The sequence below is a fragment of the Microcystis flos-aquae FACHB-1344 genome (assembly GCF_014698375.1).
Taxonomy (GTDB): Bacteria; Cyanobacteriota; Cyanobacteriia; order Cyanobacteriales; family Microcystaceae; genus Microcystis; species Microcystis aeruginosa.
In genome coordinates, this window is sequence record NZ_JACJSW010000146.1 from 13,814 (window position 1) to 39,936 (window position 26,123).

The 26,123-nt window shown below is 43.9% G+C and carries 24 protein-coding genes; 9 read left to right on the forward strand and 15 right to left on the reverse strand.

From position 1 onward, the window contains the following. Positions 1–9: 9 nt before the first annotated feature. Entirely contained in the window at positions 10–1,368 is a 1,359-nt protein-coding gene (locus tag H6G48_RS13060) for a CmpA/NrtA family ABC transporter substrate-binding protein (RefSeq protein ID WP_190722123.1), read from the reverse strand. Positions 1,369–1,890: 522 nt separating this feature from the next. On the opposite strand from H6G48_RS13060, the gene H6G48_RS13065 reads away from it, so the two are divergent. Continuing rightward, entirely contained in the window at positions 1,891–2,973 is a 1,083-nt protein-coding gene (locus tag H6G48_RS13065; protein WP_190722124.1) for a molecular chaperone DnaJ, read from the forward strand. A 223-nt stretch (positions 2,974–3,196) separates the two neighbouring features. Here H6G48_RS13065 and H6G48_RS13070 read toward each other — a convergent pair whose 3' ends face one another. The 9 genes from H6G48_RS13070 to H6G48_RS13110 all read right to left on the reverse strand — a co-directional run bounded on the left by H6G48_RS13070 (position 3,197) and on the right by H6G48_RS13110 (position 10,164). Further along, a complete protein-coding gene (locus H6G48_RS13070; protein ID WP_103112640.1) occupies positions 3,197–3,595 on the reverse strand; it encodes a type II toxin-antitoxin system VapC family toxin in 399 nt (132 codons plus the stop codon). Next, entirely contained in the window at positions 3,595–3,831 is a 237-nt protein-coding gene (locus H6G48_RS13075; protein ID WP_045361284.1) for a ribbon-helix-helix domain-containing protein, read from the reverse strand. The genes H6G48_RS13070 and H6G48_RS13075 overlap by 1 nt, the downstream gene beginning before the upstream one ends. Positions 3,832–4,134: 303 nt before the next feature. Further along, complete coding sequence (locus tag H6G48_RS13080; RefSeq protein WP_190722125.1) at positions 4,135–6,000, reverse strand: SUMF1/EgtB/PvdO family nonheme iron enzyme; 1,866 nt, start codon at positions 5,998–6,000, stop codon at positions 4,135–4,137. After that, complete coding sequence (locus H6G48_RS13085) at positions 5,993–6,370, reverse strand: Pepco domain-containing protein (protein ID WP_190722126.1); 378 nt, start codon at positions 6,368–6,370, stop codon at positions 5,993–5,995. The genes H6G48_RS13080 and H6G48_RS13085 overlap by 8 nt, the downstream gene beginning before the upstream one ends. 75 nt (positions 6,371–6,445) lie before the next feature. Beyond that, positions 6,446–6,901: an NUDIX hydrolase gene (locus tag H6G48_RS13090; RefSeq protein WP_106908493.1), complete on the reverse strand. Its 456-nt coding sequence runs from the start codon at positions 6,899–6,901 to the stop codon at positions 6,446–6,448. Positions 6,902–7,326: 425 nt separating this feature from the next. Next, on the reverse strand, positions 7,327–8,742 hold the full coding sequence (gene argH / locus H6G48_RS13095; RefSeq protein WP_002759216.1) for an argininosuccinate lyase: 1,416 nt from the start codon (positions 8,740–8,742) through the stop codon (positions 7,327–7,329). A gap of 169 nt (positions 8,743–8,911) precedes the next feature. After that, on the reverse strand, positions 8,912–9,115 hold the full coding sequence (locus H6G48_RS13100) for a hypothetical protein (protein WP_190722127.1): 204 nt from the start codon (positions 9,113–9,115) through the stop codon (positions 8,912–8,914). A gap of 106 nt (positions 9,116–9,221) precedes the next feature. Then, positions 9,222–9,833 (reverse strand): class II aldolase/adducin family protein, encoded by a 612-nt coding sequence (locus H6G48_RS13105; protein WP_190722128.1) that lies wholly within the window; start codon positions 9,831–9,833, stop codon positions 9,222–9,224. 7 nt (positions 9,834–9,840) lie between these two features. After that, positions 9,841–10,164 carry a hypothetical protein gene (locus H6G48_RS13110; protein WP_190722129.1) on the reverse strand — a complete coding sequence of 108 codons (324 nt, stop codon included), beginning with the start codon at positions 10,162–10,164 and terminating at the stop codon, positions 9,841–9,843. A 279-nt stretch (positions 10,165–10,443) separates the two neighbouring features. On the opposite strand from H6G48_RS13110, the gene H6G48_RS13115 reads away from it, so the two are divergent. Continuing rightward, entirely contained in the window at positions 10,444–11,337 is an 894-nt protein-coding gene (locus H6G48_RS13115) for a ferritin-like domain-containing protein (protein ID WP_190722130.1), read from the forward strand. Positions 11,338–11,500: 163 nt separating this feature from the next. Then, positions 11,501–12,565: a pentapeptide repeat-containing protein gene (locus H6G48_RS13120; RefSeq protein WP_190722138.1), complete on the forward strand. Its 1,065-nt coding sequence runs from the start codon at positions 11,501–11,503 to the stop codon at positions 12,563–12,565. Between the two features lie 319 nt (positions 12,566–12,884). On the opposite strand, the gene H6G48_RS13125 is transcribed toward H6G48_RS13120, so the two are convergent. Next, the gene (locus H6G48_RS13125) at positions 12,885–13,658 is read right to left on the reverse strand and encodes a Uma2 family endonuclease (RefSeq protein WP_190722131.1); all 774 of its coding nucleotides are present in this window, start codon (positions 13,656–13,658) and stop codon (positions 12,885–12,887) included. Between the two features lie 191 nt (positions 13,659–13,849). Between H6G48_RS13125 and H6G48_RS13130 the strand changes: the two genes are divergently transcribed. After that, a complete protein-coding gene (locus H6G48_RS13130) occupies positions 13,850–14,527 on the forward strand; it encodes an alpha/beta fold hydrolase (protein WP_079209698.1) in 678 nt (225 codons plus the stop codon). A gap of 19 nt (positions 14,528–14,546) precedes the next feature. Here H6G48_RS13130 and H6G48_RS13135 read toward each other — a convergent pair whose 3' ends face one another. Beyond that, complete coding sequence (locus H6G48_RS13135) at positions 14,547–15,179, reverse strand: response regulator (RefSeq protein WP_190722132.1); 633 nt, start codon at positions 15,177–15,179, stop codon at positions 14,547–14,549. Between the two features lie 121 nt (positions 15,180–15,300). On the opposite strand from H6G48_RS13135, the gene H6G48_RS13140 reads away from it, so the two are divergent. The 4 genes from H6G48_RS13140 to H6G48_RS13150 all read left to right on the forward strand — a co-directional run bounded on the left by H6G48_RS13140 (position 15,301) and on the right by H6G48_RS13150 (position 20,625). Then, a complete protein-coding gene (locus tag H6G48_RS13140) occupies positions 15,301–17,538 on the forward strand; it encodes a sensor histidine kinase (protein ID WP_190722133.1) in 2,238 nt (745 codons plus the stop codon). Between the two features lie 24 nt (positions 17,539–17,562). After that, a complete protein-coding gene (locus H6G48_RS13145; RefSeq protein WP_190722134.1) occupies positions 17,563–19,074 on the forward strand; it encodes a glycosyltransferase family 39 protein in 1,512 nt (503 codons plus the stop codon). A 216-nt stretch (positions 19,075–19,290) separates the two neighbouring features. Next, entirely contained in the window at positions 19,291–19,425 is a 135-nt protein-coding gene (locus H6G48_RS26860) for a hypothetical protein (protein WP_255520608.1), read from the forward strand. 198 nt (positions 19,426–19,623) lie between these two features. Continuing rightward, positions 19,624–20,625 (forward strand): pentapeptide repeat-containing protein, encoded by a 1,002-nt coding sequence (locus H6G48_RS13150; RefSeq protein ID WP_190722135.1) that lies wholly within the window; start codon positions 19,624–19,626, stop codon positions 20,623–20,625. A 327-nt stretch (positions 20,626–20,952) separates the two neighbouring features. Here H6G48_RS13150 and fabD read toward each other — a convergent pair whose 3' ends face one another. From fabD to plsX, 3 genes are all read right to left on the reverse strand, one after another. Further along, the gene (fabD, locus tag H6G48_RS13155; protein WP_190722136.1) at positions 20,953–21,876 is read right to left on the reverse strand and encodes an ACP S-malonyltransferase; all 924 of its coding nucleotides are present in this window, start codon (positions 21,874–21,876) and stop codon (positions 20,953–20,955) included. 138 nt (positions 21,877–22,014) lie between these two features. Beyond that, entirely contained in the window at positions 22,015–23,016 is a 1,002-nt protein-coding gene (locus H6G48_RS13160; protein ID WP_079209703.1) for a beta-ketoacyl-ACP synthase 3, read from the reverse strand. Between the two features lie 361 nt (positions 23,017–23,377). Then, positions 23,378–24,433, reverse strand: coding sequence for a phosphate acyltransferase PlsX (plsX, locus tag H6G48_RS13165; protein WP_190722139.1), 1,056 nt, complete (start codon positions 24,431–24,433; stop codon positions 23,378–23,380). A gap of 149 nt (positions 24,434–24,582) precedes the next feature. Here plsX and H6G48_RS13170 point away from each other — a divergent pair, with 149 nt between their 5' ends. Continuing rightward, positions 24,583–25,875 (forward strand): D-alanyl-D-alanine carboxypeptidase, encoded by a 1,293-nt coding sequence (locus tag H6G48_RS13170; RefSeq protein WP_190722137.1) that lies wholly within the window; start codon positions 24,583–24,585, stop codon positions 25,873–25,875. Positions 25,876–26,123 lie beyond the last annotated feature (248 nt).

Here is a 26,123-nt window from a genome sequence, read left to right on the forward strand (position 1 = left end):
AAAAGCTCGCTATTTTTTGATCGCCAAACTATCGAGATAAGCTTGGGGATTGGCAGGATCAAAAGTTTTGCCATCAAAGAATTTTTCGACACCCCGGGAGGTACTGGTGGGAATATCGGCCGCAGGAACTCCTAATTCTGTGGCTGCCGCTTTCCAAAGATCCTCGCGGTTAACTTTGTCGATTAATGCTGAGGCAGTGGTTAAAGTTTCTTTCGGCAAGAAACCCCAACGAACACTTTCGGTTAAAAACCAGAGATCATGACTCTTGTAGGGATAGGAAACGCTACCAGCAGGATCTTTCCAGTAGAAAACCCCTTTATTTTTGTCGGTGATTTCCGGTTTACCGTCACCCATTTTCTGTATTCCTTTGAGGGGACCGGCGATAAGTTCTTCTTTGAGGTTGAAATAAGCCGGTTTAGCGAGAATTGCCGCCGCTTCTGCTCGATTTGCCTCCTGATCGAGCCATTGCTGCGCTTCCATAATTCCTTTTAATAGTGCCTTGGTGGCTTTCGGGTTTTTATCCACCCAATCGGCGCGGATAGCGAGGTATTCTTCCGGGTGATAGGGCCAGATTTCTGCGGTTAAAGCTGACATAAAACCGATCTGATCAGCCACAATTCTCGCCGGCCAAGGATCGCCGGTACTAAACGCATCCATGGTTCCGGTTTTCATGTTGGCCACGGTTTGGGCTGCGGGTACGGCAATTAGGTTAATATCCGTATCGGGGTTAATACCACCGGCGGCTAACCAGTAACGAATCCAGAAGTCCTGATTAGCTTTCGGGAAAGTATAGGCAGCTTTGAAGGGAGTTCCCGTCGTTTTCATGCCGAGGATGTAATCTTTGGCGGGTTTTAGGTCTAAACCGATATTTTTGCCTTCGTGTTTACCTGCGATCGCAATTCCGTTACCCTGGGTGTTTAACTGCGCTAACACATACATGGGGACTTTAACGTTATTTTTGGTGATTAGTCCCTCGGAAATTAGGTAAGGCATGGGCATTTGCCACTGTCCCCCGTCAATTCCGCCCGCATCTGCGCCAATTTCGACGTTATCTCTAGCGGAACCCCAGTTTGCTTGTTTGGAGACTTCCACATCGGGCATCCCGTGTTTAGCGAAAAAGCCTTTTTCCTTGGCAATAATTAAAGGTGCAGCCTCAACGATAGGAATATAACCTAATTTAATTTTGGTGGTTTCGGGGGCCTCTCCGGGGGCCACCGCAACCGGAGAAGCAACCGGGGCAGCGGGCGCGGTGGTGGTGGTTCCACCCGTAGTGTCGGGGGGATTACCCACACAACCTTTGAGGACAACAGCCCCTGCCGCTGAAACTGCCGCTGTGGTTAAAAATTTCCGTCTCGAAAAATTTGACATAGAGTCCTCCTACCTGCTGCTAAAGCAAATATGTGTGCTGAATTATGGGTCAAGGAATCCCTCGCTAAATTTTCCTTCTAGCCCGTGCTATAGAAATTTAGCTATGGAATATCTAAACTCGATTGAACTTACTAAATAAGTCTAGCGGAATTTGGAAAAAATAATTAATCCGATCGAGAATTTTATTTACAAAAATTTAATTCGATTGATAAGAATTAATTAAGACCATTGATATATCTAGTTTATAGCGACTTAAGCCTATCTGGAGCTTGCCGAAAAAGTTTTCCGCAGGAGCGCCGGAGCAGGGGTGATGGGGTGATGGAAGTGGGGAATTGGGGAATTGGGGAATTGGGGAAGTGGGGAAGTGGGGAGATGGGGAAGTGGGGAGATGGGGAATTGGGGAATTGGGGAATTGGGGAATTGGGGAGGTGGGAGAAACAATAAAATGAGCCAACGGTGAGTTTTGGGAATCCAGTTCCTTCTGGCTTGGTAGAATGGACAATATGCTTTCACCCCAAAGTAATGACCAGATCTAAAAAGCCGAAATCACCGAACTCCTCTGATTCGCCTACCTCTCCTTCCTTGGCTCTGTCTTCCCTACATTTTCGTCTCCAAGCTTTAGAGGAGGAGCATCAGTGGCTCCTCAAGCAGATTGGCAGAAAACGCAACGAACTGAAGAAATTCCTCGACCAGATGCGTTCCCTGGCGACGGAGATTTTCCAGAGAGGGCAACCCCTCTATCAAAAACTTACCGACCTCGACCGCGAAATACACGCCCTTTTTGACGAAATCCTCACTGCTAGAAAAATGGGGCAGCAGACAAAGAAAAGCATTCTCGGAATTTACGAGACACTTCAGTTAACGGGGGTGATTAGCCCAAAATTTGACGATGGAGATGAAGAACTAGACGAACTTTTCGGAGACGAAGGACCGGAAGGATCATCAGAGCAATCCGCGCAGGATTTCTTCTCTGGGGGAGACTCCTACGGCCGTCACGATGATGGAACAGAGATATCACCTGAAAGCTCGCCTAAATCTCCTGAATCTAGACAAATACGCCGCACTTTCCTGAGAATGGCCGAGATTTTTCACCCCGACAAGGTTACGGATCCCGAAACTCGGATGCGTCACAACGAGATTATGAAGGAAGTCAACCGCGCCTATAAAGAGGGAGATATTGCCAGACTGCTGGAAATCGAACGACAGTATCAAATGGGGGACTCTTTCGAGGTTGAAGGCTCATCGGAAAGCGACCTTAAACGACAGTGCGAGAAGGTTGAAACCAATAACGAACTACTCAAAAAGCAATACGAGAACCTGAAAAGAGAACTGCGCTCGGTGCGAAATACCCCGGAAGGCGAGATGGTGAGGGCCAGTCGCGCTTGTGAGAAGGATGGCATCGACCCGATTGAGCAAATGCTAGAGGAGATGAAATTACAAGTTCAATCCACCGAAAAAATCTATAATTTTGTCCGTGACTTTCGCGATAAAAAGATAACGGTTAAAGAGTTTCTGCGCGGACCGGTCAGGATGGGCAGAAGCCCGGAAGAGATGGAAGACATTCTTGATCAACTTCTGCAGCAACTTCGCACAATCAGCCGTTGAAGAGAGAAAGCCAGTATTTAGGGTATGCGGCAAAAAGTTTTTCGTGGGGGCCGAGTGTGGGGTTTTACCTAATTTTCAGGGAAAAAGTCCCTGAATTTTCCCCCCAATTATTCCTATATCTGGCACTTTTTGATTTTCAAAAAGTCTCAAAGTCTTAGCCAACAAGGTTTTTAGATTTATTCAGCAAACCCTATATATTCTCGAATTAGTTAGGCGATTAGCTTTAACGCCAATTCTCCCACGATAATCCTTGAATACGAGCAAATTCTTGGGGATTGGCCGTAATTAATTTAAGATTATGAGTAATCGCGGTTGCACCGATTAACAGATCGTAAGCACCAATGGGAGTGCCGGATTGTTTGAGAGCTGCTCTAATTTGAGCGGCGCAAATGGCTTCTTGATTGCCAAAGGCAAGAATTGAGATAGAAGCAAGAAATTCGTCAAGAATGGGTCTTATTTTCTTTGCCTTCGCTGGGTTAAGAAATAGTCCATATTCGATTTCCATTAAAGTTATCGCAGAAACGGCAATTTCCCTAGGAGAGTGATTTTTGATCTGCACTAGAGTGTTGCTATCACCTTTGACAAAATCACTAATCGTACAAGTATCGAGCAAAACCAGCACTAAATCACCTCATCTTCTCTAGGTGGGGAAAGTTCCTCTCTATAAGCTTCAAAAATAATACCATCACTTACCCCTTGAAAATTAAGGATAGTTGACGACCATTGAGACTGTTCTTTTGTGGTAATTAAAAGCTGTATTGCTTCTCGAATCAAAGCATTCTGGGATTTGCCTGTAGAGTGAGATAAAGCCTGTAGTTGCTGACTTAATTCATCTTCCAGATAAAGATTGAAGTTCATAACTTAAATTAAGCAAATATCAATTAACTTTATTATAACAGGATAACTTCTTTCTTTTCTGGGCTGAGATATTTATCAGCGTTTACTATTCTAATAGCAACCTGATCAGCTTTTTGAGCAACTTTACTACCCATAATATAACACCACCTTCCCAACTGATAACCGATAATTCTTTCATTGCCTTAATAAAATTTAACATTAACGCCATTTTCTCAAAAAAATCGACCCGCCTAAGGGCGGGAAAGAAAAGGAAAAAGAAAAAATAGGGAATGAGGGTAAAAAGGGAAAAAAAGGGAAAAAGGGTTACAGAGTCCTCCCAGCACCGCACACCACCCGAAAACCGAGGTTGAGGAAGTCGTCGCGGCGGTCGTAGTCGCCGCGGGAAGCGGAACGGCAGCTAAAAGGATTGCCGTACCAAGAACCGCCCCGCAGAGGAGAACGATTATTATTACCATTTTCTATCCAAGCACTGCCATCCGTCGGCGCACCATCATAATTATCATGCGAAGTATCGGCGCACCATTCCCAGACATTGCCGTGCATATCGTACAGTCCGAAGGCGTTTGGGGGAAACTGTCCCACGGGAGTCGTTTCTTCTCGATATTCTCCCTTCGCTTCTCCGGCGTAGGTTTCGCTGGTACGGTAGTTGGCCAATTTCCCAGTAATGGTTTCCCCAAAGTAAAATGGGGTGGTGGTTCCAGCACGACAAGCGTACTCCCATTCCGCTTCACTCGGTAATCGGTATTCCTGTTTTGTTTCTCTTGATAGTCGTTTACAAAATTCCGTTGCTTGATACCAGTTGACACTTTCTACGGGTAGCTCATCCCCTTTGAAGTTAGAAGGGTTTGTCTCTAGGTCGATGTCTATTTTAGCGGTTGCGGCGATCGCTTTCCACTGGGACTGGGTGATGGGGTATTTACCCATAAAGAAGGGTGGGACAGTTACTTCATGTTGTGGTCTTTCCCTTCTAAATACTTCCCAATTAAATTTTTTAACCAGTTTTTCGATTTCCTCGTCTTCTGTTCCCATCAGGAAAGTTCCCCCCGGGATGGCGACCATTTCTAAGGTGATGCCATTACCCAAATCTTCGCTGAAATATTGGGACTGTTTCGACTCTTTTTTGATTTGCTCACCCTTCGCATTTACTCCCACCACCTCAAAGTTAAATACCTTGAGTCCAGTTTCTTGAGAAGGTTTAGGGGTCGATGACCTATTTCCCTCAGACCCCGTGACGTATTCGCGACGCGTAAAAGGAATCGAAGACTGTCTTAGAGCGATGCGCTTGATAGCTTCGATCGCCTCTAAATCGCCACGAGATGCTCCTAAGACACGAATCCATAACTGTTCAGCTAAGTCAAGGTCGCCCCTATTTTCTGCTAAGGAAGCCTGATATTTTAGGGGTTGCACGTCCCTAAGCGTGGCAACTTGTTCTAACAAAATAAAATAGAGCTTGTGGGGCGGTTCTGCTTTCAGATAGGGATTCTGTCTCGGTTTCCCATATCTAGCGTTAGTTTGCTCGACTTGACGGCGCAGATGTTCGTCTAGACGCTCGACCGTAGCACAATTGGCTTCTCCTTGCCGCCGCAATCCTTCCAGCAGCCCATGAGTAAATGAGCCTTGTTGCAACTCATCGATCTCCCAAGATTGCTGATTGGCAGTACAGGAATAAAAGGTTATGACTCCCTGATGCTCCTCTTCTCCAATGCCCAGACCGCCTCGGCTGTCCTCATCTCGACAGGCATCTAATAATAGTACGACGTTATCCGCCCCAGACCTCCGCAGCCGCTCGGTAACATAATCCACCGATACAGCCGTTTCTCTTACATTACCCGGATCGCTATCAGGGAGCATCAGATAGTCTTTGTCTTGATAGCGCCTGCCATGACCGGCAAAGAAAAACCAGAGATTGTCTCCAGACTTAAGCAGGGGAGTCTCGAACTGCCTCTGAAGAAACCGCTTGAGACGACCGTGGGTTAGCTGCGTGGGAATGGGGGGACTAGCAGGAATGGGTGGAGAATCTTCGGTAAAGAGAAATATCCCACTGCGATCAAATCCTCCCTCCCCTTCACACCAAGCTTTGATCGCTTCCGCATCTTTCTTGGCGTATTTCAGCGGCTTGAGGTTGTCATACTCGTTGATGCCGATCGCTATCACCCAGTTTTTAGCCATCTTTTCTCTTGAACTTAAACGTCATCGCTCCTTTCCCTCCTGCTTTGCCCCCGACCCCAAACAGGCTAACTTGTCCTTCCCCATTAATTTCTACAGACAGTTCCACTTCATCGAGCCGGATTTTAGTGCCTGGAGGATCGGCTTCATCGAGCATTTCCCGCATCGCTTTGAGAAAGCCCTGCATTTCTAGCTTCAGTTTGGACACATCCACTTGACTTCTTTCGGTGGCCGCAACTTCGGGCGATTTTTCCTTTCCTTCAAGCCTTCCCCCGGTATCACGGCTACTTCTAGCGCCGGTGGGCGTTTTTTGAAGATCAGATTCACCCGTAATAATCCATATTTTGCTGGGAGTCGCGATATCTTCGGTCATTGTGTTGATTTCCCCTAAATGTTATTTCACTTGCCTTTAACCAAACTTTCTAATTCCATTATCTTTCCCTCGACATCAAGCCACTACAGTGGCACCCCTGAGATAATCTTCTAGTTGGCGATCGTTATCGTGACTGAGATTGCCTAGAGGTAAAGTTTCGACGCTAAAAGCTCTCACCTCGCTAACTTCTAATGTATCTTTGATCTGAAAATTCCCCGCCGCTGTCACTTCAATTAAAACTGAAATGGAGTGAATGCGCGGATCACGCTCAAAAGAGGAATAAACCCCGACTAAACGCCCTAAACTGACTAAATTTAATCCTGTTTCCTCTTTTAATTCCCTTTGGGCAGTATTAAAAATATCTTCCCCCCAATCGACCATTCCCCCCGGTAGGGCCCATTTGCCGGTGTCTCTGCGTCGGATTAAAACAATTGTACCATCAGCAAGCAGCGGAATCATTGTCACCCCAGTTACAGGATGACGAAAGATAATTCCCATCACACTTTTAATAAAATGCCAAACACGACCCATATATAAAGCTAAAAAATAAAAAAAGGGGACGGGATTACTGGAGTTAGGACTTTTGCCTATTGCCTATTGCCTAACACCTATCCCCCAACCCCTAACAATATCAATCTTGACATCCTCGCCGCCCTAAAAGTGCGGCGATTCCTAAACCTCACGATTTAAGTTTCTGCTTCCACCACCGTCGCATACCACAGTTAAAAAACCATGTACTGTCTTACACAGAGTCCACAGACTTTCGCCCCATTTCAGAAGCCCGATTCCCTGTGTCCCACGGTACGTTGACCGCCTATAGCTTCTTGTACTTGTTGCGCGCGACTTTTTACCCGGCCAAGCTTTTCTGGTCGGAACCCCCTAAGCCGAGTTTTCAAGGTGCTGCGCCGTCCACTTGGTTTTCGAGACTGGCCTTTTAATTCTAACGTAAAGCCAACCTAGAACGGCGGGGTTTCAGACGCAAATTTTCGATGATCGAGAATGGCTTTAGCTTGAATTAAAGCCGATCGCACTTGTTCAAAACCTGTGCCACCATAGCTATTACGGGCCGCCACCACCTGACGAGGAGCGATCGCGTCGTAGATATCGGCCTCAAAAGCTGGATGTAATTCTTGCCATTCGGTCAGGGTTAAATCTTTCAATAACTTACCCGCTGCCAAACTGCTTTTAACGACTTTCCCGACTAAATTATAAGCTTCTCGGAAGGGAATCCCCTTACTGGCTAAATAATCCGCCACATCCGTCGCATTAGAAAAATCTTCCGCCACCGCATTAGCTAATCGGTCGGTTTTAAATTGAATTCCGGTGGCTAAAAGTACCGTCATCGCTTGCAAACAAATCCGCACGGTTTTAACGCCATCAAATAACGCCTCCTTGTCCTCCTGCAAGTCTTTGTTATAGGCCAGGGGTAAACCCTTCATTAAGGTCAATAACGCCTGTAAATGCCCAAAAACCCGCCCTGTTTTGCCGCGCACCAATTCGGGAACGTCGGGATTTTTTTTCTGGGGCATAATGCTAGATCCCGTGGCACAACTATCGGTGAGAGTGATAAAACTAAATTCTTGGGAAGACCAGAGAATCATTTCCTCGCTCAAACGGCTCAGGTGGACCATAATCAGACTAGCGGCCGTCATAAATTCAATGGCAAAATCTCGATCGCTGACTCCATCGAGACTATTGTTATAAACCTGCTCAAAATCGAGTAAATTGGCACTGTAATGACGATCAATCGGAAAAGTCGTCCCCGCTAAGGCCCCGCATCCTAGGGGCGAAATATTAGTCCTGGCGCGAATTTCTCCTAATCTTTGGTGATCCCGTTCGGCCATTTGAAAATAAGCGAGGAGATGATGGGCTAAACTAATCGGTTGGGCGCGCTGTAGGTGGGTATAACCGGGGATCAGGGTTTCCAGATGGTTTTCGGCGTGATTGACTAAAGCTTGCTGAAAATTGCGAATTTCTTGCCTAATATCATCGATTTGTTGTCTAAGATACAGACGAATATCCGTTCCTACCTGATCGTTTCGCGAACGGGCCGTGTGCAGTTTTTTGCCCACATCTCCCACAATCTCGGTTAAACGACGTTCCACGGCAAAATGCACGTCCTCTTGATCGATGCCGGGGTTAAAGTTGCCGGTGCGGTATTCTTGACGAATTTGTTCCAATCCAGAGACGAGACTATCTGCTTCTTCGGGGCTGATAATACCCGTATAGGCGAGCATTTTAGCGTGAGCGATTGATCCGGTGAGATCATACTCGATTAATTCGATATCAAAGCCAATACTGGCGTTAAATTCCACGATCGTAGGATGGAGACTACCTTCAAAGCGATCGCTCCAAGTTTTCTTTGCTGTCACTGTTTTCGTTAGATTATTGTGGATAAAGTTAACCAAAATATGCTAGGCAATTTTTAGGGATAATCTGGTGCTGATAGCATTACCGCTTCAGGTTAGAAAAATCTCCAACCCCACAAACATAAGAATAGCAAGAATTGCTCGCTCTGGCTGAATGCTGATAGGCGAAAAGCTAATAAGAAGTAAAACCTCGAAACAGATAACCGACAACCAAACCGATTAATAAGGCCCATGCTTGCCCAGTTTTGAGGAAATTTGAGAAGGATTTCTGGACATTGCCGATGATATCCACGTCTTGATCCGAAATAGTCATCAAGACATTGGTAAGGGGCGAAAAGTCGATCGAGACAGATAGATGATGGAAGATGTCGATCACGATGGCATTCCTCAAAGACGAAAATCTACAGAATAAGTTAACATGAAAACGACTAAATCAAAACCGCTTTTGTCTCCCTGGTGGTGAGTTGGAGAGGGGGTCACTTTCAAGATACTTGAGATTGCCGGTAATAGGATAATAATAAATTGCCCGCTTTTTCTAAATCTTGACCAAAGGCGATAATTCCTTCTTCATGACCACTCATCACTAAAATTTGTTGCTCCTCTAGACGCTCTTCTTGACATAAACGGATAATTTCTGCGGCCATTTCTGGGGTTCCATAGGCGATATTTTCTTGAGTGGTCGGCACTCGATACATCAAATTTTGCCACAGGGGGCGATGATGAATATGAATTACCCCATTAATCTGGGGATTCGCTTCATAAATTGCTCCATGGGTGAGAGTTTCCGAAGAAGCGGCGATTGTTCCCCGACAAGTGACCCGATTTTCTCTCCAATCGTAGTCTATAACCGTGGTGTAATGGAATTCATTTAATACTGGAATCCCTCCAGTATTAGTGCCAGAAATAATAATTTTTTTGTCTATTTTTCCTCGTTGACTCACATTACCAAAACCGATTCCGTTATCGTATTGACCGATTAATCCCAGTCGATAGAGCCGATTGCGCCAATAATTTAATTCTGCAATTTCTGAGCTTCTTAAGGGACGGTCAGGAATCCAAGTACAATTATATTTAACGTAACCTTCATCAATCATAAATTTTTCAAAAATATTCGGGATAATTTTGACACACTTTCCGCACAAAGTCCTGGAGAGGATAGGAGATATTAGTGATATAATTATCTTTAATAACTTGGGAGAATAGGGGTAAAACTTCCGTGTCTAAGGCGGGTTTAAATAAGTCCATCGGCAGGATTAAATCGGAACCTTCCCGCACATCAATTGTCTCAAAATTATCGGCTACAATTAACCAAAGAGGACGCACCCAAAGAGCCGAACGACTTTCGATCACCTGAATTACTTCTCCGTATAAAGTTCGATTTTTGCAGAATAAACTAACAATTTGATGGGGAGTGAATGTGTTCATAGACAATTCTAGTTTTCCTCGATCAGCTAAGACGCATTTTAACCGCTTATTCTTAGATTAGCCGAATCTTCCCCCAATCTCTTTACTCTTGCCAGAGCCAACAGTAAAGAGTATCTCATCTCCACAAGCAATTTAAATGCGCGGACAGCTTATCTTTCACTGGTCACTGATTACTGTTTACTGATCACTGAAAAAAGCTTGCCACTTGCCGCTTCCTTGCCAGATTGGGAAAAAACTCCGTTAGAATACGGGAAGCCGTTTACAAAACGATACAAACTCATGACCGTTGCTTACCCTCGTAAATTCAAGAAGACGATGAGCGCTCGCGACATCATGAAGCGTGTCATTAGCGATCGCGAAATTCATCTTGTCACCCTCAACCGTTACCGCTACAACGAACAACGTAGCTGTAAAGACCTGACCGAACTGATCGAAACCTTAGACGGACAACCAAAAGAACTGATCCAAGACCTTTCCCACCACGTCGCCGATGAGGCGCGTCATGCTTACTGGTTAACCGATTTATTGATCGAATTGGGGGCCGATGTGGGGAAACCGCCGGGGTTGTCCTATATCGACGAATTTGAACGTCTTCTCGATCAAGACCAATTCCAAGGCGAAGAACAAAGGGAAGATGGACTGATTGCGGCCCTAGCGGCAATTAACGTCACGGAAAAACGGGGATGCGAATACTTTGCCGCCCATATTTATGCCCTCAAAGAAGGGGAACAAACCCCAGAAAATCTGAAAATTCAGGAAACGATCGCCAAAATTTTTCCTGAAGAAGCGGGTCATGTGCGTTGGGGCAATCGTTGGTTAGCCAAAATTGCCCAAAAAAGCCCCGAACATCGGCAAAAAGTCGAAAAAGCGAAGGCCAAATACTCAGCGATCGAACAGGCCGCCTATGAATCGGGTATGGATATCACCCTGGGGGCAGAATTGCGCCGCGTCGGTCATTTAATGGAAATCGCCGCCACTATGCCGCTTTGGGAACGTCCTCAATATCTGATGGAACGTTTACCCCAATCCCTTCTCGACCCGAAATTACAATTATTCCGGGTAGAAGCGGCGCAAAAAGCCTGGAATCGTGATCCAAAAATGTTTATGGAACGCTTTTTGCCGATGTTTTTTAATGCGGACGACAATATCGGCAAAAAAGAGAAAGTCAACTAATTTAACCTTGATTTTCAGGGGCAATCCTTCAGCGATCGCCGAAGAAATGTTCATCGAGGATCGAGAAAATCGGCTATTGTTTTAAATAGGGGTGAGTTCTCGGCTTTAGGGCCGGAGAAACACCACTTTTTTACTGTTTATTTTGGCTTTTCTCTTTTGGATTATGCGTCTTTTAGCTGCCTTTGATCGCTATCCCGATAGTGTATCTTTAACCCTAGAACCAGTAGCCACCGACTCGCAAAAATTTGATTTATATTTAACTTTACACCTACAAGCTCAAATTCAATCTCTCCTCGGCGGGGAAATTAAATGGGGACTGAAAGGAGGAAAATTAGATTTTATTTTAGTTAATTGTCACCTAACACCAAATCCTCTTTCTAGTCAAGAGTTATACATAAATCGTCTTAATAATTATCAATGGTGGTTATCGTTCAAAAGTGTTCAGTCAATATTTACAGGAGCGCTCGAAAGGATTAACCTAGGAACCGTGAGTGTGGAGGAAGAACCTTATCATCTCACGGTGCAATTTTCGGTGACAGCTGCCGATATCTGTATCACGGAAACATCGGGATTATGGAAACACGATATAAGCCCCAATAAACATAGTATTTTAGAGCGAAAGTTAGCATTTTTCCTGATGGAAAATCAATTTGATGCTTTTTTGAGTCGTATTTCTTTGGGGTCATCGCCGGTAGAATTAGATACTGTTCTAGTTAAACCGAAACCAGCATCATCAGAAAATTTAGAGAAATTGCCAGCACAAATCGAGGGAATTTATGCTTCTGTTAGTGATGATTTTCTCGAACTGGCCCAATTAGCTGAACTTGATCCCCTAAGGGATTTTACTGGGGCAAATCTCCTGGCAGCGGAATTAAGTGGTATATCCTTGGGTATGGCCAATCTCTATCAAGCTAATCTGCGCGGGGCCAATTTAACCGATGCTGATTTAAGGGAAATTAATGGCAGTCATGCTAGTTTTAGGGGAGCGGATTTAAGCGGAGCCTTATTAGCTAATGCCGATTTAAGTTATGCTGATTTTTACCGTTCTAGTTTGGCTTTAGCTAATTTAATCGGCTCCAATTTAGAAGGAGCTAATTTGGTTGAAGTCAACATCACTCAAGCGAATTTTAGCGGGGCAAAAGTGAAGGGGACAAAGTTTGCCGATAATGTGGGTATGACCGAGGAATTGCGGGAAAATTTACGCTTGCGCGGGGCTTTCTGTGATTAGTCAACTATTTAGGGTTTGCTGAAAAAGTTTGTTGGTGGGGTTAGGAGTCAGTAGCCGGTCGTCAGGAGTCAGTAGCTGGTCGTTTCAGGCTTTGTTGCCCTCTTTTTTTTGTACCAATTTATGTACTACGAGAGGGATAATGCAAGGTTTTTGAGAGTCCCAATCGGATTTTCGCAGCATGAACATCGGATTTTAACAGGTCAAAAGCCTTATTTTAAAAGGGTTTTACCATTATTCAGCAAACCCTATTCAGCCTCTAAATGACATCAAATGCCCTCACCTTTCACCGAAAATAGCGTTATTAAATAACAAAAGAAGACTAGAGATTTTCCTCGGTATCTATGCCTAATTCCCGCAGTTTAGCCGCTAATTTCGCAGCTTTTTGCTTTTCTTGCTCGACTTGGTTTTCTGCCTCTAAAACCCGATTTTCTGCCTCCACAGCCCGATTTTCTGCCTCTAAAACCCGATTTTCTGCCTGTTGTGCCGCTTCTGCGGGAGTGGGTACTAATTCCCCTTCGGGGGTAAAATAGCGCAATTGATTGGCAGATAAACCCAAATATAAGCCTAATTGTTGACTCCAGAGCCATCCCTGGGGATTGGGGGCAATCGGTTGATATTGACCGCTAATTAGGGTAAATCCTTGAAATTCTAGGCTTTCTGGGTCAAACCAAAAATAATCGGGAGTGCGAAATATATCTTGATAAATTTGTTTTTTCTCCTCTCGGTCAACTTTGGCGGTACTATCGGAGAGAATTTCGATAATTAAATTGGGATATTTGCCCTCTTCTCGCCAAACTACCCAACTTCTGCGGTTGGGGTTGGAATTTGTCCCCAAAACGACGAAAAAATCGGGACCACGAAAGAATTCTGACTTTTTCTGGTTGGGACTGTAATAGATAGTTAAATTGCCGGCGGCAAAATAATCTTCTCGCTCGCGCCACCACCATTCTAAACACTGAATTAGTAAAATAATTTGTTGTAGATGTAGGTTACTTTCCAAGGGCGGTTCATCACTCCAAAATTGGCCTTGTGGGAAGATTATCTCAGGGTTTACATGAGACTCGACTAGGGGTAAGCTTTGAGCGATAGTCATGGTTTATCCAACAGAGATAGGTCGATAACTTATTATAAATGATTGAATATACTTTTTGGATGGTTATAGCACCGGCAATTGAGTTAAAAAGTTAAAATGGGCTTAATGGCTACAATGTAAGAATATTAATAGCTCTCTGAGAGTTAAAAAATGCTAAAAACCAGCACTTTTCGAGTTTTGTAAGAGGTCTTATGAACAGAATTAACAATATTGTTTTGGTTCACGGTTTTTGGGCCGATGGTTCTAGTTATAATCAGATAACTGCCCAGTTATTAGCCGAAGGATACGCAGCAATCGCAGTGCAAAATCCTCTGACTTCTCTAGCGGATGACGTAGCTGCTACGAAAAGAATTTTAAACCGTATCGAAGGACAATGTATTCTAGTCGGTCATTCTTGGGGGGGTACGGTAATCACAGAAGCCGGCAACGATGAAAAAGTGTCTGGTTTAGTTTACATTGCAGCGCTGGCTCCCGATGCGGGGGAGTCGATGGTAGATTTGTTTAGTGAATACGAAACCCCATCACAGTATTTTCAAGAACAAGAGGGGTTTATCTGGATTTCTCAAGAGGGAATAGAGAAGATTCTCGCCAATGATTTGCCCGCCGAAAAAGCCGCTTTAATTTATGCCACCCAAACCCCAGCAGCAGCCTCTTTACTAACAGCAAAAACCACTACAACCGCCTGGAGAAATAAGCCGAACTGGTATATTGTCTCTAGTCAAGATCAAGCCGTCCCCCCAGAATTACAGTTTAATTTGGCCGAGAGAATGGGAGCAAAGACAGTGGTTTTGGCATCTGGTCACGTCCCGACTATTTCCCATGCTTCAGCGGTTTTAGAGGTGATTAGAGAAGCCTCGAATAGGGGATAAGTAAATCGCCATTTTCCCCTTAAACAATACCGGAACGTAGGGCAATTACGGCCGCTTGTACTCGGTCGTCCACGGCTAATTTATTCATAATTCCCCGCACATGGGTTTTAATCGTATTGGTACTTAAATAAAGTTGTTCGGCGATTTCAGCGTTACTTTTGCCCTCAACAATTAACTTTAAAACCTCCATTTCTCGCTCTGATAAAAGTGCTAGATTGGGATTAGGTTGCACTGCCGGTGCTTTGAGATTATCCATGACTAAACGGGCAATTTGGGGGTCTAAATAGGTGGCCCCATCCTTGGCCGCTTCAATGGCGGCCAAAAGGCGATCGAGACTGGCTCCCTTGATACAATAGGCATCAGCACCACTAGCCAGAGCTGCGATCACTTCCTGCTGGAGAGTGTGGGAAGTGAGCATGACCACATGAACATTAGCTAAACCCTCCTTAATCTGTTTAGTTGCCGCAATGCCATCGAGACGGGGTAAACCGATGTCCATGACCACTAAATCCGGCCGTAGGGATAGGGCTAATTGTACCCCCGCTAGACCATCACTAGCTTGACCAACAATCTCAAAATCCGGCTGTTCACTGAGCGCTTGTTCTAAACCTAACTGCATTAAAGGATCGTCTTCAACAATTAAAATCCGCATGATCTTTGATTCCTAACGGGAAAATGTACGGTTTTCACCCATCTGCATGAGGCAGAACTACTCCTAGTTTAGGCAATCTGGAAATAGATTAACAGTGACCAGTGACCAGTGATAACTGAAAATGCTACGGATTTCATCATATCGGTCTAAAATTGTGCTTGTTGCCCTAGTTTATCTGGGTGTTGGTTGGCTAGGCTATCTCTGCTTAAATTTAGGGTCGCGACCTGCCCCGATTTGGATGAGTGCTGGTATTGGCTTAACTGCTGTTTTTTTAGGGGGAAAAAGGCTAGTTTTAGGCGTTTTTATCGGGGATTTGCTTCTTACCTTCTTTTTAGGGGCCAGTTGGCCCATAGCTCTATTTTCGGCGATCGGTAGCAGTTTATCGGCTCTGTTAGGGGCGCAATTCTTGCATTATCTGAGATTTTCCGCCACTTTACAGCGCATTCGCGATATTCTTTTACTGGTATTTTTAGCGGCTTTATTAGCCTCGGCAGTTAATGCCACTATCGATACTTTTGCCCGTAGTTGGCTAAATACTTGGGATTGGCGGCAATTTGGACAGTCTTGGGGCATGATCTGGCTCGGAGATAGTACGGGGATATTAATGACCACGCCGCTGCTGTTGCGTTTTTTCTTCAATCATCACTCCCTGCGAGAACCACGGCAACCCCAACGCCTTGGCGAGGCCTTACTTTGTCTGAGTTTGCTAACGGTGGTGACTTCCGTGGTTTTTGGTGATCAACCAAATTTTCTTAACCCCGATTGGAGTATGGTGCAGTACCTCGAATATCTGCCTTTTCCTTTTGTGGTTTGGGCCGCCATGCGTTTTCAGACTTGGGGAGCGGTAATAGCGAATTTTTTAGTATCTATTTTAGCTTTGATGGGATTGGCCAGGGGAATCAGTCCTTTTATCCTACAGGCTCCCGATTATACCAGAGGTGTCTTGATCTTACAAATCTTTTTAGTCATTGTCATGTCAACTTCTCTGTTTTTATCGGCGGCGATTAGCGAAAGACAACAGATCGATCGAGCTTTAAATGAAACTTTAGAAAGAGAACATTTAGTAACACAAGTTGCTTTAAAAGTCCATCAATCTTTAGATATAGATCAGGTTTTAAATACCATTGTTGAGGAAATCAGAAATTTTCTCGATGCCGATCAAGTCTATATCGGTCACTGTCAAGAGGGGGGTTGGTCTAAGGTAATCGCTGAGTCCCGTCGTCCCGAGATTCCCTCGCTGATGGGTTGGTTTCCCGAACCAGAATTACTGGAAGAATTGGGACAATTATTTTCTTTAGATAAGTTAATTATTGCTGATAATACCGCTAAGGTGCAAACTCTGCCCACTCTCAAGGGTTATTACGAATACCTGCAAGTTAAATCCTCTTTAGTTTTACCTCTAACGGTTAATAATCAACATTTAGGCGCTTTAGTTGTCCATCAATATTCCCATCCTCGTCATTGGCAAAAAAGCGAGGTCAAATTATTAGAACAGTTAGCCACCCAAGTTTGTATTGCTATCGGCCAAGCGCAACTATATCAGAGGGTGCAAAGCTTGAATAATAATTTAGAACGGGAAGTGGCAGCAAGAACCCTGGAACTGCGGGAGAAAGTCCGGGAAATTCAGCGTTTATACGAAATGAAAACGGTTTTTTTACAGGCAGTATCCCACGATCTTCGCACTTCGATTATGGGATTAGTGATGTTATTAAAAAATTTCCAGTGTCGGCAAACAGAAAAAGTAACTATCTCGCGAGCAATGCTCGATCAGGTGGTGCGTAGTTGCGATCGACAATTAACTTTAATTAATGCTTTATCAGAAAATCATTTTGCTGAAGAACGGCCTTTAATCTTGCATCGTCAACCTCTATCTCTAAAAAAACAGGTGGAAATTTGGCTGAAAGATTGGCAAAAAGATTTTGATTTATATCAAGCTACGTTTATTAATCTTCTCCCCGATAACTTACCCGCTATTGATGCCGATCCTTGTCAGCTAAGAAGTGTTTTTGAGCAATTATTAAATAATGCCTTAAAACATAATCCTCCACCAATTCAATTAGCTTTAGATGCTCGTATTGACCAAGATATGCTCTACTGCACTTTAAGCGATAATGGCATTGGCATGGATGAGGAACAATGTCAACATCTTTTCCATTTATATGTAAGAAATCTTCATAATCAACACCTAACGGGAATCGGTTTAGGTTCCTACCAATGTCGGCAAATAATCGAGGCTCACTCTGGGAGAATTGGGGTAAAAAGTACCCCACAGGTTGGCTCACAATTTTGGTTTACTTTACCCATTGCCTATCAAAATTCTAGATTAATTAAACCGGAGTTAGTCAACAGTAATCAGTGATTTTTTAACAGGATCAAGATAATTATGCTTACCCGTCAATCTGGGATTAGATTTGCTTTAGGTTTATTGATTATTTTCAATATTTTCTATTTTGTCCATCTCGCCTACTATAGTTATGTTTGGCACGATGAATCTTTGGTCTTACTCCATCTTTCTGGTAACACACCCGAACAGTTAATTAACTATATGTTCGATGGACAAATTAAATCTACAGAACAACTCTGGCAATTTCAAGGGGTTAATTCCGTGAAAGGTTTTCCTGATACCTTAGCCTCTCTTTATACTAGCTCGAATTACGATCTACCTCTCTATTACAGTTTCCTCTGGTTTTTTGCAAGATTATTGGGCAATTCTTATCTAGTCTTAAGGGGATTTTCAGTAATTATTTGGTTTGGTATTTTATGGAGTTTTTACCATTTAGCTTTGACTTTATTTAAAAATAAAAACGCCGCTTTAATTGCCGCTACACTTATCTTCTTTTCCCCGCGTTTTACTGGTTATGCTCTGGGAATTTGGGAATACGGACTATATGTTTTATTTTCGATACTTTCTAGCTGGTTATTTCTCAAAGCTATTGATTCCTCGCAACCGAAAAAAGATTGGTTTTTCTATAGTTTATCCCTAATCGCTGGTTTATATACCCATGTTTTCTTTATCTTTGTTCTAGTAGTTCATAGCCTATATTTTCTGTTGCAGCTGAATTCTTTTAACTCTTTAACCAAAAAATACTATAGCATCAGCTTACTTGCTTCCCTAGGTATTTATTCAATTTGGTTAACCCGGATTTTTACCAGTCGATTTACTGTCTTTGGATGGTCAAAAGGCAGTTTACCCCTAGAGGTACTTTGGCAAAGATGGGTAAGAATGATCGCTCGTTTATTTTATAATTTCAGTTTAGCCAATCCCACCATCAACCCTATTATTGAATACTGCCTAATTATCCTCGTCATCATCTCCTTTATTTATCTGGGCAAAAAAGCCGATAAAAAAGTTTTTACCCTGATTATTCTCCTGACAATTATCCCCTTTTTCTCTCTTTTAGCTTGGGATCTAATCAGAGGATTTCGCTACACGGCTGTGGGCAGATTTTACTTACCGAGTTTTCTCGGTATGCTGCTGGCAGTTACCTTTTTACTAAGCAACGGATTACAGCAGCGCCAAGGCTGGGCAAAAATTCTCTTAATATTATTGCTAGTTTTCGGATTAATTGCCAAAATTCCCTATCCACCCCCGGCAGCTAGATATGTGGGTTATGGTAGTAATATTCCCAACGCTTATACAATGATTAATCGCAGTCAAAAACCTCTAATTATTTCAGAACATTGGTTAGATACCTTGCCCCTTATCCATACTACTGATGCTAAGACAAAGTATTTATTTGTTCAGTCGAACCCTAGAGTTTCCATCCCCTCCTTAAAAAATCAATTTACCGATATTTATCTCCTCAATCCTTCCCCCAGTCTCAGACAATATTTAGATGACCAGTCTATACAATTATCCCCTACGGAAAATCCAGCCTTTTGGCGAATTGATTAAAAAGCCATTGACCCCCCTTGCCAAAACAGACCACAACCTGATAGACTCAATGAACCAAGGCTTCAGGGAATAGGATTGGGCAGTTCATCCCTAAGAGGGATTGACTTTTACCAAGTTTTATGCTTGCTCAACTGGAGAGTCCCCGAAATCTGGTGATTAAGAGTTTTAGCCTCTTGGCTACCGAACTGACTAAGCAGACCTAACAAATTCAACTGTATGATACCGAGTCAAGACATCGGCGAGGCAGTAGATTCAGTCAGAAAAACTGACGCACAAGACTTCTCTAATTTAATGCCTAGACCTGGCTGGCAACAAGTGGCGGGTTTAGGTAGAGACTGTTTTTGGTATTGAACCCCGATTCTTTTCGTTCTTTACCGGTTTTAGTGATTGCCAATAGGGATTTTAAGCCCGTAATTGGTTGAAAATTTCTATTTATTCGCAAAAATTCCCAGTCGTTCCCTGTACTAATCCTAGAGATCGACTTCATGATCAGTAATTTTCCCCAACCAATTCTCTGGAAATCACCTTCCAGAACAATTTAGTTATTTTATGAGTAGCAATGCCTTAACCAATCGTGAACATCTAATCGAACTGTATAATCGAGGTGAACGCAACTTTGCGGAAGTCAGACTTAGCGGAGTCAATTTAAAGAGACAGTGTTTAAACCAGATTAACCTAAGTCATAGTTACTTAAAACGAGCCAATTTAGCCGAAGCTTGTTTAATTAACGCTAATTTCAAGGACGCTTGCCTCGAAGAAGTTAATTTCAGCAAAGCTTGTCTTATCGATGCTAACCTGACTAAAGCCGACCTTTCTGGGGCAAATTTGCACCAAAGTCAACTAAGCGGCGCAATTTTGAGTAATACTGTTCTGAAAAAGGCTGATTTAAGTTCTGCCTGTTTAATTCACAGTAGCTTACTTTTTGCTCAACTGTTCAAAGCGAATCTCGAAGCCGCTAATCTCACCTCAGCCACTTTAACCCATGCCATGGCGGGGAAAGCTAACCTAAAACGGGCTATTCTCACTCGTGCTATTCTTAGCTCTGCTAATCTTAGCCATGCTAACTTAAAAGAGGCTAACCTAATTCGAGCCTATCTCTATCAAGCTAATCTGGAAAACTGCCATCTTCAATACGCCGACCTCAGCTATGCCGATTTGCGCGGGGCGGATTTACGGGGGGCGGATTTACGTTATGCTAACCTCGAAGGTGCTAATCTGACGGGAGCTAACCTCAATTGTAGCGATTTTGAGGGAGCTAACTTAACTGGAGCCGATTTAAGCAAAACTGACGCTAATAAAGCCAATTTTCGCCAAGCTAACTTAACCGGTTGTAATCTGCTCGGCGCTAATTTAGCCTCCGCTAACCTTTCCGGTGCTAATCTACACCAAGCGGGATTACTCTTGAGTTATTTAGTGGGAAGCAATCTTAAACGAGCTAATCTCAAACAAGCTAACTTAATTGGGGCGATTTTAACCGAAAATAATCTTCTTTCTGCTTCCCTCGAAGAAACTATTCTTCCTAACGGTAGTCGCGGTAATCTCCTTTCCTAATATAGCAATTTCCATAGTTGTGAGGTACAGAGTCTTAGGTTTTGAGGAGTCAGGAGTTAAGATTTTGGTGTACCTCATGAGATTGGGAAACGCTATATTCCTAGAAAAACCTGGTTGTAGAGACTTTTCTGCCGAGGTTTCTATAACCGTGGGGAGTGGGGAGACCACTTCGTGCGCGTTGCGGGGGGGAGATGGGAGAATAACTAGGGTCTGCTGAAAAAGTTTTTGCCGCAAACCCTATGATAGTTTTCTAAAAAAATACCTAACCAAATTTTTGGCTAGGTATCTATCAATTTACTTCCTTTGTCGAAAATGTTGCCAGATAATTTAACCAACACCAATTAATGAACCCTGCAATTTAACATCTTCGCTACCCTTGGATATATCGGCTAATTGACTGATATTTTCTAACTCAATTGGAGCAGTTCGTTTAATTAAACCAGTTAAAACTTTACCCGGTCCCACTTCGATCACTTTTTCCACACCCACATCCAGCAATTTTAACATAATTTCTCGCCATCTTACGGAGCTAGTCATCTGCTGAATGAGATAACTTTTTAATTCCTCCGCATCGTTGATCGGTTGGCTAGGATTAACATTAGAAATCACAGGAACTTTTGCAGACCGAAAATTAACTAATTCTAAAATCTGCTGAAACTGAATAGCAGCATTTTCCATCAAGGGAGAGTGAAAAGCACCAGATACTTTTAACTGCATAACCCGCTTAACTTTCACTTGACCTAATACCAAATCCACCGCTTCAGGAGTCCCAGAAATCACCACTTGTTCGGCACTATTATCATTAGCAATAACTACATTTTCCGTCTGATTAATCACTGTCTCTAGACTGGTGCGATCGAATTTCATTAAGGCGGCCATTTTACCACCTTCGGCCGCATCCATCAAACGGGAACGGTTTTGAACTAGATTTAATCCTGTTTCAAAATTAAACACCCGGGCCGCATACAAAGCCGAATATTCACCAAGACTATGACCGGCAACTAGATCGGGAAAATGACCTTTTTCTTGCAACAAATCCGCTAAAATACTCTCCACCACAAATAAACAAGGTTGGGTATAAAGAGTGCGAGATAGGGTTTCTTCATCCCCTTGACATTTTTCCAGGACTGACCAACCGAGGATTTTTGCTGCTATTTTTAATCTCTCTTGGCCAAGCGCACTTTCCGCTAAATCTCCAATCATTCCTAACGCTTGCGATCCTTGTCCCGGGAATATCCACGCTGTTTTCATAAGTTCTTAAAATAGATAGATAGATGTGTTTGGGTCAGTTATCAGTTATCAGTTATCAGTTATCAGATGTGAGTTTTTAGTTTACTGTTTACTGGTTACTGTTTACTGATCACTGGTTACTGGTTACTGATCACTGAATTAATCTCCCCAACGGAAGATAATCCCACCCCAAGTTAAACCGGCACCAAAGCCAGAAGAAGCAATAATATCACCTTTTTTGACCTTACCACTCCTGACAGCTTCATCGAGGGCTAGAGGAATCGAGGCTGCGGAAGTGTTGCCATACTCGCTGAGATTGCTGATCACTTTTTCCGGAGGCAGTTTCAGGCGCTCGCTCACCGCGTCCATAATTCTTTGATTAGCTTGGTGCAAAACTAGCCAATCGATGTCACTGGTGGTTAAATTAGCCCGATAGAGAGCTTTTTCGATGACCTCTGGCACTTTCGCCACGGCAAAACGATAGACTTCCCGTCCGTTCATCCTTAGGGGCTTATAGGTCCCTTTTTGAACCCTTACCCCCTGCTTAAGGGGCAATTCTTCCCCCTGATAGGCGAGATTGAGAGAACCATTCTGGCTGCCGTCGCTATGGAGTTCAAAACCGAGAATGTTATCTTTTGTATCATTTGCTTGACAAACCACCGCCCCTGCCCCATCTCCAAAGAGGACACAGGTAGCGCGATCGTTCCAATCCACCCAACGGGAGAGAACATCGGCCCCGATAACCAAGACATTGCGGTAAGTACCAGTACGGATAAACTGGGTGGCGGTGACTAATCCCACCAGAAAACCCGAACAGGCGGCGGTGAGATCAAAAGCGATCGCCCGATTGGCCCCGATCTGACTTTGAACTTGGGCGGCACTACCGAACAGATCATCGGGGGTAGAAGTAGCCAAGAGAATCAGATCGATGTCCCTAGGCGACACCTGAGCCATTTCCAGAGCCTTAATCGCCGCTTGGGCTGCTAATTGGCTCAAAGACACCGATTGATCCGCTAAATGGCGTTTACCGATGCCTGTACGACTTTTAATCCACTCATCGGAAGTCTCGACAATTTGGCTGAGTTCTTCATTACTGAGGAATTGCGCTGGTGTGGCCGATCCACAACCGGTCATGACGACTGCTGCCCCGAATCCGTTCAAAATATTCCCCCTTTTCAGTGATCAGTGATCAGTTATCAGTTATCAGTGGGTCAGTGATCAGTGATCAGTGATCAGTTATCAGATTTGAGTATTAAGTGAGCAGTATTAAATAGCAGTTTCCTACTGTCTTTTCACTGATTACTGATTACTTTTTACTGACCCCTTCAAGATGGCTCACAGCTTAATCTTCACCGTTCACCGACAACTTTTTTAATTGATGATGTCAGTTATCAGTTATCAGTGGGTCAGTCATCAGTAACCAGATTTGAGTATTAAGTGAGCAGTATTAAATAGCAGTTTCCTACTGTCTTTTCACTGATTACTGATTACTGTTTACTGATAACAGCAAAAGGCTGACGGCTTAATCTTCACCGTTCACCGACAACTCTTTTAATTGATGATGGTGGTCATTGTAGGCTTGAATGCGCTCAGAAACGCGATTATCAACGGCATTTTTTGCCTGTCGGATAGCGTTAAAAATTGAAGGCGCTTGGGAACTGCCGTGACTGATCACACAGACCCCATCGACTCCAAATAACAGCGCACCACCGTGTTCCGCGTGATCCATGCGTTGTTTAATCTGTTTAAGATTGGGTTTAATTAAAGCCGTCCCGACTTTACCCTGTATCCCTCTAGGTAATTCCTCTTTGAGAATTTGTAGGATAACTCCTCCCACCGCTTCGGCAAATTTTAACAGGACATTACCGACAAAACCATCGCAGACGATCACATCGAATTGTCCCGATAGTACATCCCGGCCCTCAGCATTGCCGATAAAGGGAATTTGCTGGTTATTTTCTAATAATTCGTAGGTTTTTAGGGCGAGATCGTCACCTTTGCTGGGTTCTTCGCCGATATTGAGCAAACCGACTTTCGGATCTTCAACCCCCATAACGTATTTACTGTAAATTGTCCCCATTAGGGCAAACTGCTCTAAATATTTGGGTTTACAGTCCACATTCGCCCCGACATCGAGGATAATCACCGATTTACCCGCCAACATCGTCGGCAGCACCGCACCGATCGCTGGGCGATCAATTCCTTTTAAACGACCTAAACGCAGTAACGCCGCCGCCATGGCTGCCCCGGAGTGACCGGCGGCCACCACTGCATCGGCGCGATTTTGTTTGACTAAATCCATGGCCACATTAATCGAGGCCGCTGGTTTGCGACGGATAGCGGTGATCGGCTCTTCGTCCATGGCCACCACTTCCTCTGCGTGAACGATCGTGAGATTCTTGGGACGGGGATGATGCTGGAAATAAGCCTCAATCCGTTCAGAATCGCCGACTAATAATACTTCTACATCTAATTCTTCGGAAGCTCGCATCGATCCCGCGATAATCTCGTTGGGAGCGTAGTCACCTCCCATCGCATCTACCGCGATTCTTGCCCGATTTAATGCCGTTTCTGCCATTGAGTCAGTGGGATAGAAATCTTTAATAAGTTGAGCGGCAGCTCTTGACAAAAGCTGGCCGATCGAGGATTAGTGTTTTCTGATCGAGCAATTGTTAAAAATTACCAATCATCTCTATACAATAAGGCATCATTGCGATTAAGGAAAAGATGTTCTCAGTTTTTAATTTGGCAGTTTTCGGCTTTCTCTTCGGTTGGCTGGGGGGGCAATCTCAACCGATCGCCAATATTCCCCTAATTTCTTGGCAAAATCAGCCTATTTTTGACCTTCCCACCGCTCCCGATCCCCAGGTGGCGGCGATCGTGGCCGATTATCTGCAAGACTTGACTAAAAAAGGTTTAAACTCTAGTCAACAACGGGTCTTAATTGAGACGGAATGGGCTGATTTAGCCGATCATCAGGGTAATCTGCCCGCTTCGGGGGCTTCTTTAACTAAAATCGCCACTACTCTCGCCGCCGTGGAAACCTGGCCCCTCGATCATCGTTTTGCTACTCGTTTTTACACAACGGGAGAGGTAAAAAACGGGGTGTTAGAGGGAGATTTAATTATTGAAGGGCAAGGGGATCCTCTCTTTGTCTGGGAAGAAGCGATCGCAGTGGGCAATGGCCTCGATCAATTAGGCATCCGTCAGGTCAAAGGCGATCTGATCGTTACGGGTAAATTCGCCATGAATTTTCAAACCGATCCCCTCAAAGCGGGAGAATTGCTGAAAATTGGGCTTGATCAATCGAAATGGTCAAAAGAAACCCAAAAAGCTTTTCAGAGCCTTCCTAGCGGCACACAAGCCCCACAGGTGAAGATTTTGGGCATGGTTCGAGCCAGTCAAATTCGCCCCGAAAATGCCCGATTATTGTTGGGTCATCAGTCCTTAACTTTAACGGAACTGTTGCGTCAGATGAATATTTATAGTAATAACGTCATGTCAGAAATGTTAGCGGAGTTGCTCGGCGGCCCCGCGGCAGTGGACGCAATTAATACTAAAATTACCGGGGTAGGAGAGGAGGAAATTCAATTAATTAATGGTTCGGGATTGGGTGTAGAAAATCGCTTGTCTCCCCGGGCAGTTATTGAGATTCTCAAGGCCTTGGATCGCAAGTTAGCCAATCAACTGATACAAGTCGCCGATTTATTTCCGGTGGGGGGACGCGATACCAAAGGAACTATGCAGTGGCGCGCCATTCCCAAAGGAGTGGTGATTAAAACTGGAACTTTGGCCCAAGTTAGCGCTTTAGCCGGAGAAATTCCCACCCAAGAAAGGGGTAAAGTTTGGTTTGTGATTATGAATGCTGGTAGTAGCAATATCGAGGGATTCAGAAATCAGCAGGATCGGGTGTTACAAGCTTTAGATCAGCACTGGCAAATTCTCCCGGAAGCCACTAAAGGATCGATTTCTGAAAGAGCCTTTCTAGGTGATCCCAGTCGGGTAAGTCAGGGTTTCTAAGGGGTTGATATCAACTTGACAATCAAATTTAGTTTGGTGGTGAGGAACTTTAGCAAGGTCTTATATTAGAACTCTTGCAAATTAATTATATGTTATAATGATGGGTTAACTAATTTTCCCCAAAAAATTAGTTAATCAGTACATTTGTCCTGAATGAAAACTTGAAGTTTAACTTTTAACTCAAAACTCTTTAGAGCTGCTTTAATTTGGTTATCAAAACCTCTTTATTTAAGCGGCACAAACTATCT

Coding starts and splice junctions, on each gene's coding strand:
- H6G48_RS13140 (WP_190722133.1), top strand. CDS start 15,301: ATGCTACGGATTTCATCATATCGGTCTAAAATTGTGCTTGTTGCCCTA.
- H6G48_RS13065 (WP_190722124.1), top strand. CDS start 1,891: ATGACCAGATCTAAAAAGCCGAAATCACCGAACTCCTCTGATTCGCCT.
- H6G48_RS13110 (WP_190722129.1), bottom strand. CDS start 10,164: ATGAACACATTCACTCCCCATCAAATTGTTAGTTTATTCTGCAAAAAT.
- H6G48_RS13085 (WP_190722126.1), bottom strand. CDS start 6,370: ATGACCGAAGATATCGCGACTCCCAGCAAAATATGGATTATTACGGGT.
- H6G48_RS13060 (WP_190722123.1), bottom strand. CDS start 1,368: ATGTCAAATTTTTCGAGACGGAAATTTTTAACCACAGCGGCAGTTTCA.
- H6G48_RS13135 (WP_190722132.1), bottom strand. CDS start 15,179: ATGCGGATTTTAATTGTTGAAGACGATCCTTTAATGCAGTTAGGTTTA.
- H6G48_RS26860 (WP_255520608.1), top strand. CDS start 19,291: ATGATACCGAGTCAAGACATCGGCGAGGCAGTAGATTCAGTCAGAAAA.
- H6G48_RS13115 (WP_190722130.1), top strand. CDS start 10,444: ATGACCGTTGCTTACCCTCGTAAATTCAAGAAGACGATGAGCGCTCGC.
- H6G48_RS13125 (WP_190722131.1), bottom strand. CDS start 13,658: ATGACTATCGCTCAAAGCTTACCCCTAGTCGAGTCTCATGTAAACCCT.
- H6G48_RS13080 (WP_190722125.1), bottom strand. CDS start 6,000: ATGGCTAAAAACTGGGTGATAGCGATCGGCATCAACGAGTATGACAAC.
- plsX (WP_190722139.1), bottom strand. CDS start 24,433: ATGGCAGAAACGGCATTAAATCGGGCAAGAATCGCGGTAGATGCGATG.
- H6G48_RS13105 (WP_190722128.1), bottom strand. CDS start 9,833: ATGATTGATGAAGGTTACGTTAAATATAATTGTACTTGGATTCCTGAC.
- H6G48_RS13150 (WP_190722135.1), top strand. CDS start 19,624: ATGAGTAGCAATGCCTTAACCAATCGTGAACATCTAATCGAACTGTAT.
- H6G48_RS13090 (WP_106908493.1), bottom strand. CDS start 6,901: ATGGGTCGTGTTTGGCATTTTATTAAAAGTGTGATGGGAATTATCTTT.
- H6G48_RS13130 (WP_079209698.1), top strand. CDS start 13,850: ATGAACAGAATTAACAATATTGTTTTGGTTCACGGTTTTTGGGCCGAT.
- H6G48_RS13170 (WP_190722137.1), top strand. CDS start 24,583: ATGTTCTCAGTTTTTAATTTGGCAGTTTTCGGCTTTCTCTTCGGTTGG.
- H6G48_RS13075 (WP_045361284.1), bottom strand. CDS start 3,831: ATGAACTTCAATCTTTATCTGGAAGATGAATTAAGTCAGCAACTACAG.
- fabD (WP_190722136.1), bottom strand. CDS start 21,876: ATGAAAACAGCGTGGATATTCCCGGGACAAGGATCGCAAGCGTTAGGA.
- H6G48_RS13120 (WP_190722138.1), top strand. CDS start 11,501: ATGCGTCTTTTAGCTGCCTTTGATCGCTATCCCGATAGTGTATCTTTA.
- H6G48_RS13145 (WP_190722134.1), top strand. CDS start 17,563: ATGCTTACCCGTCAATCTGGGATTAGATTTGCTTTAGGTTTATTGATT.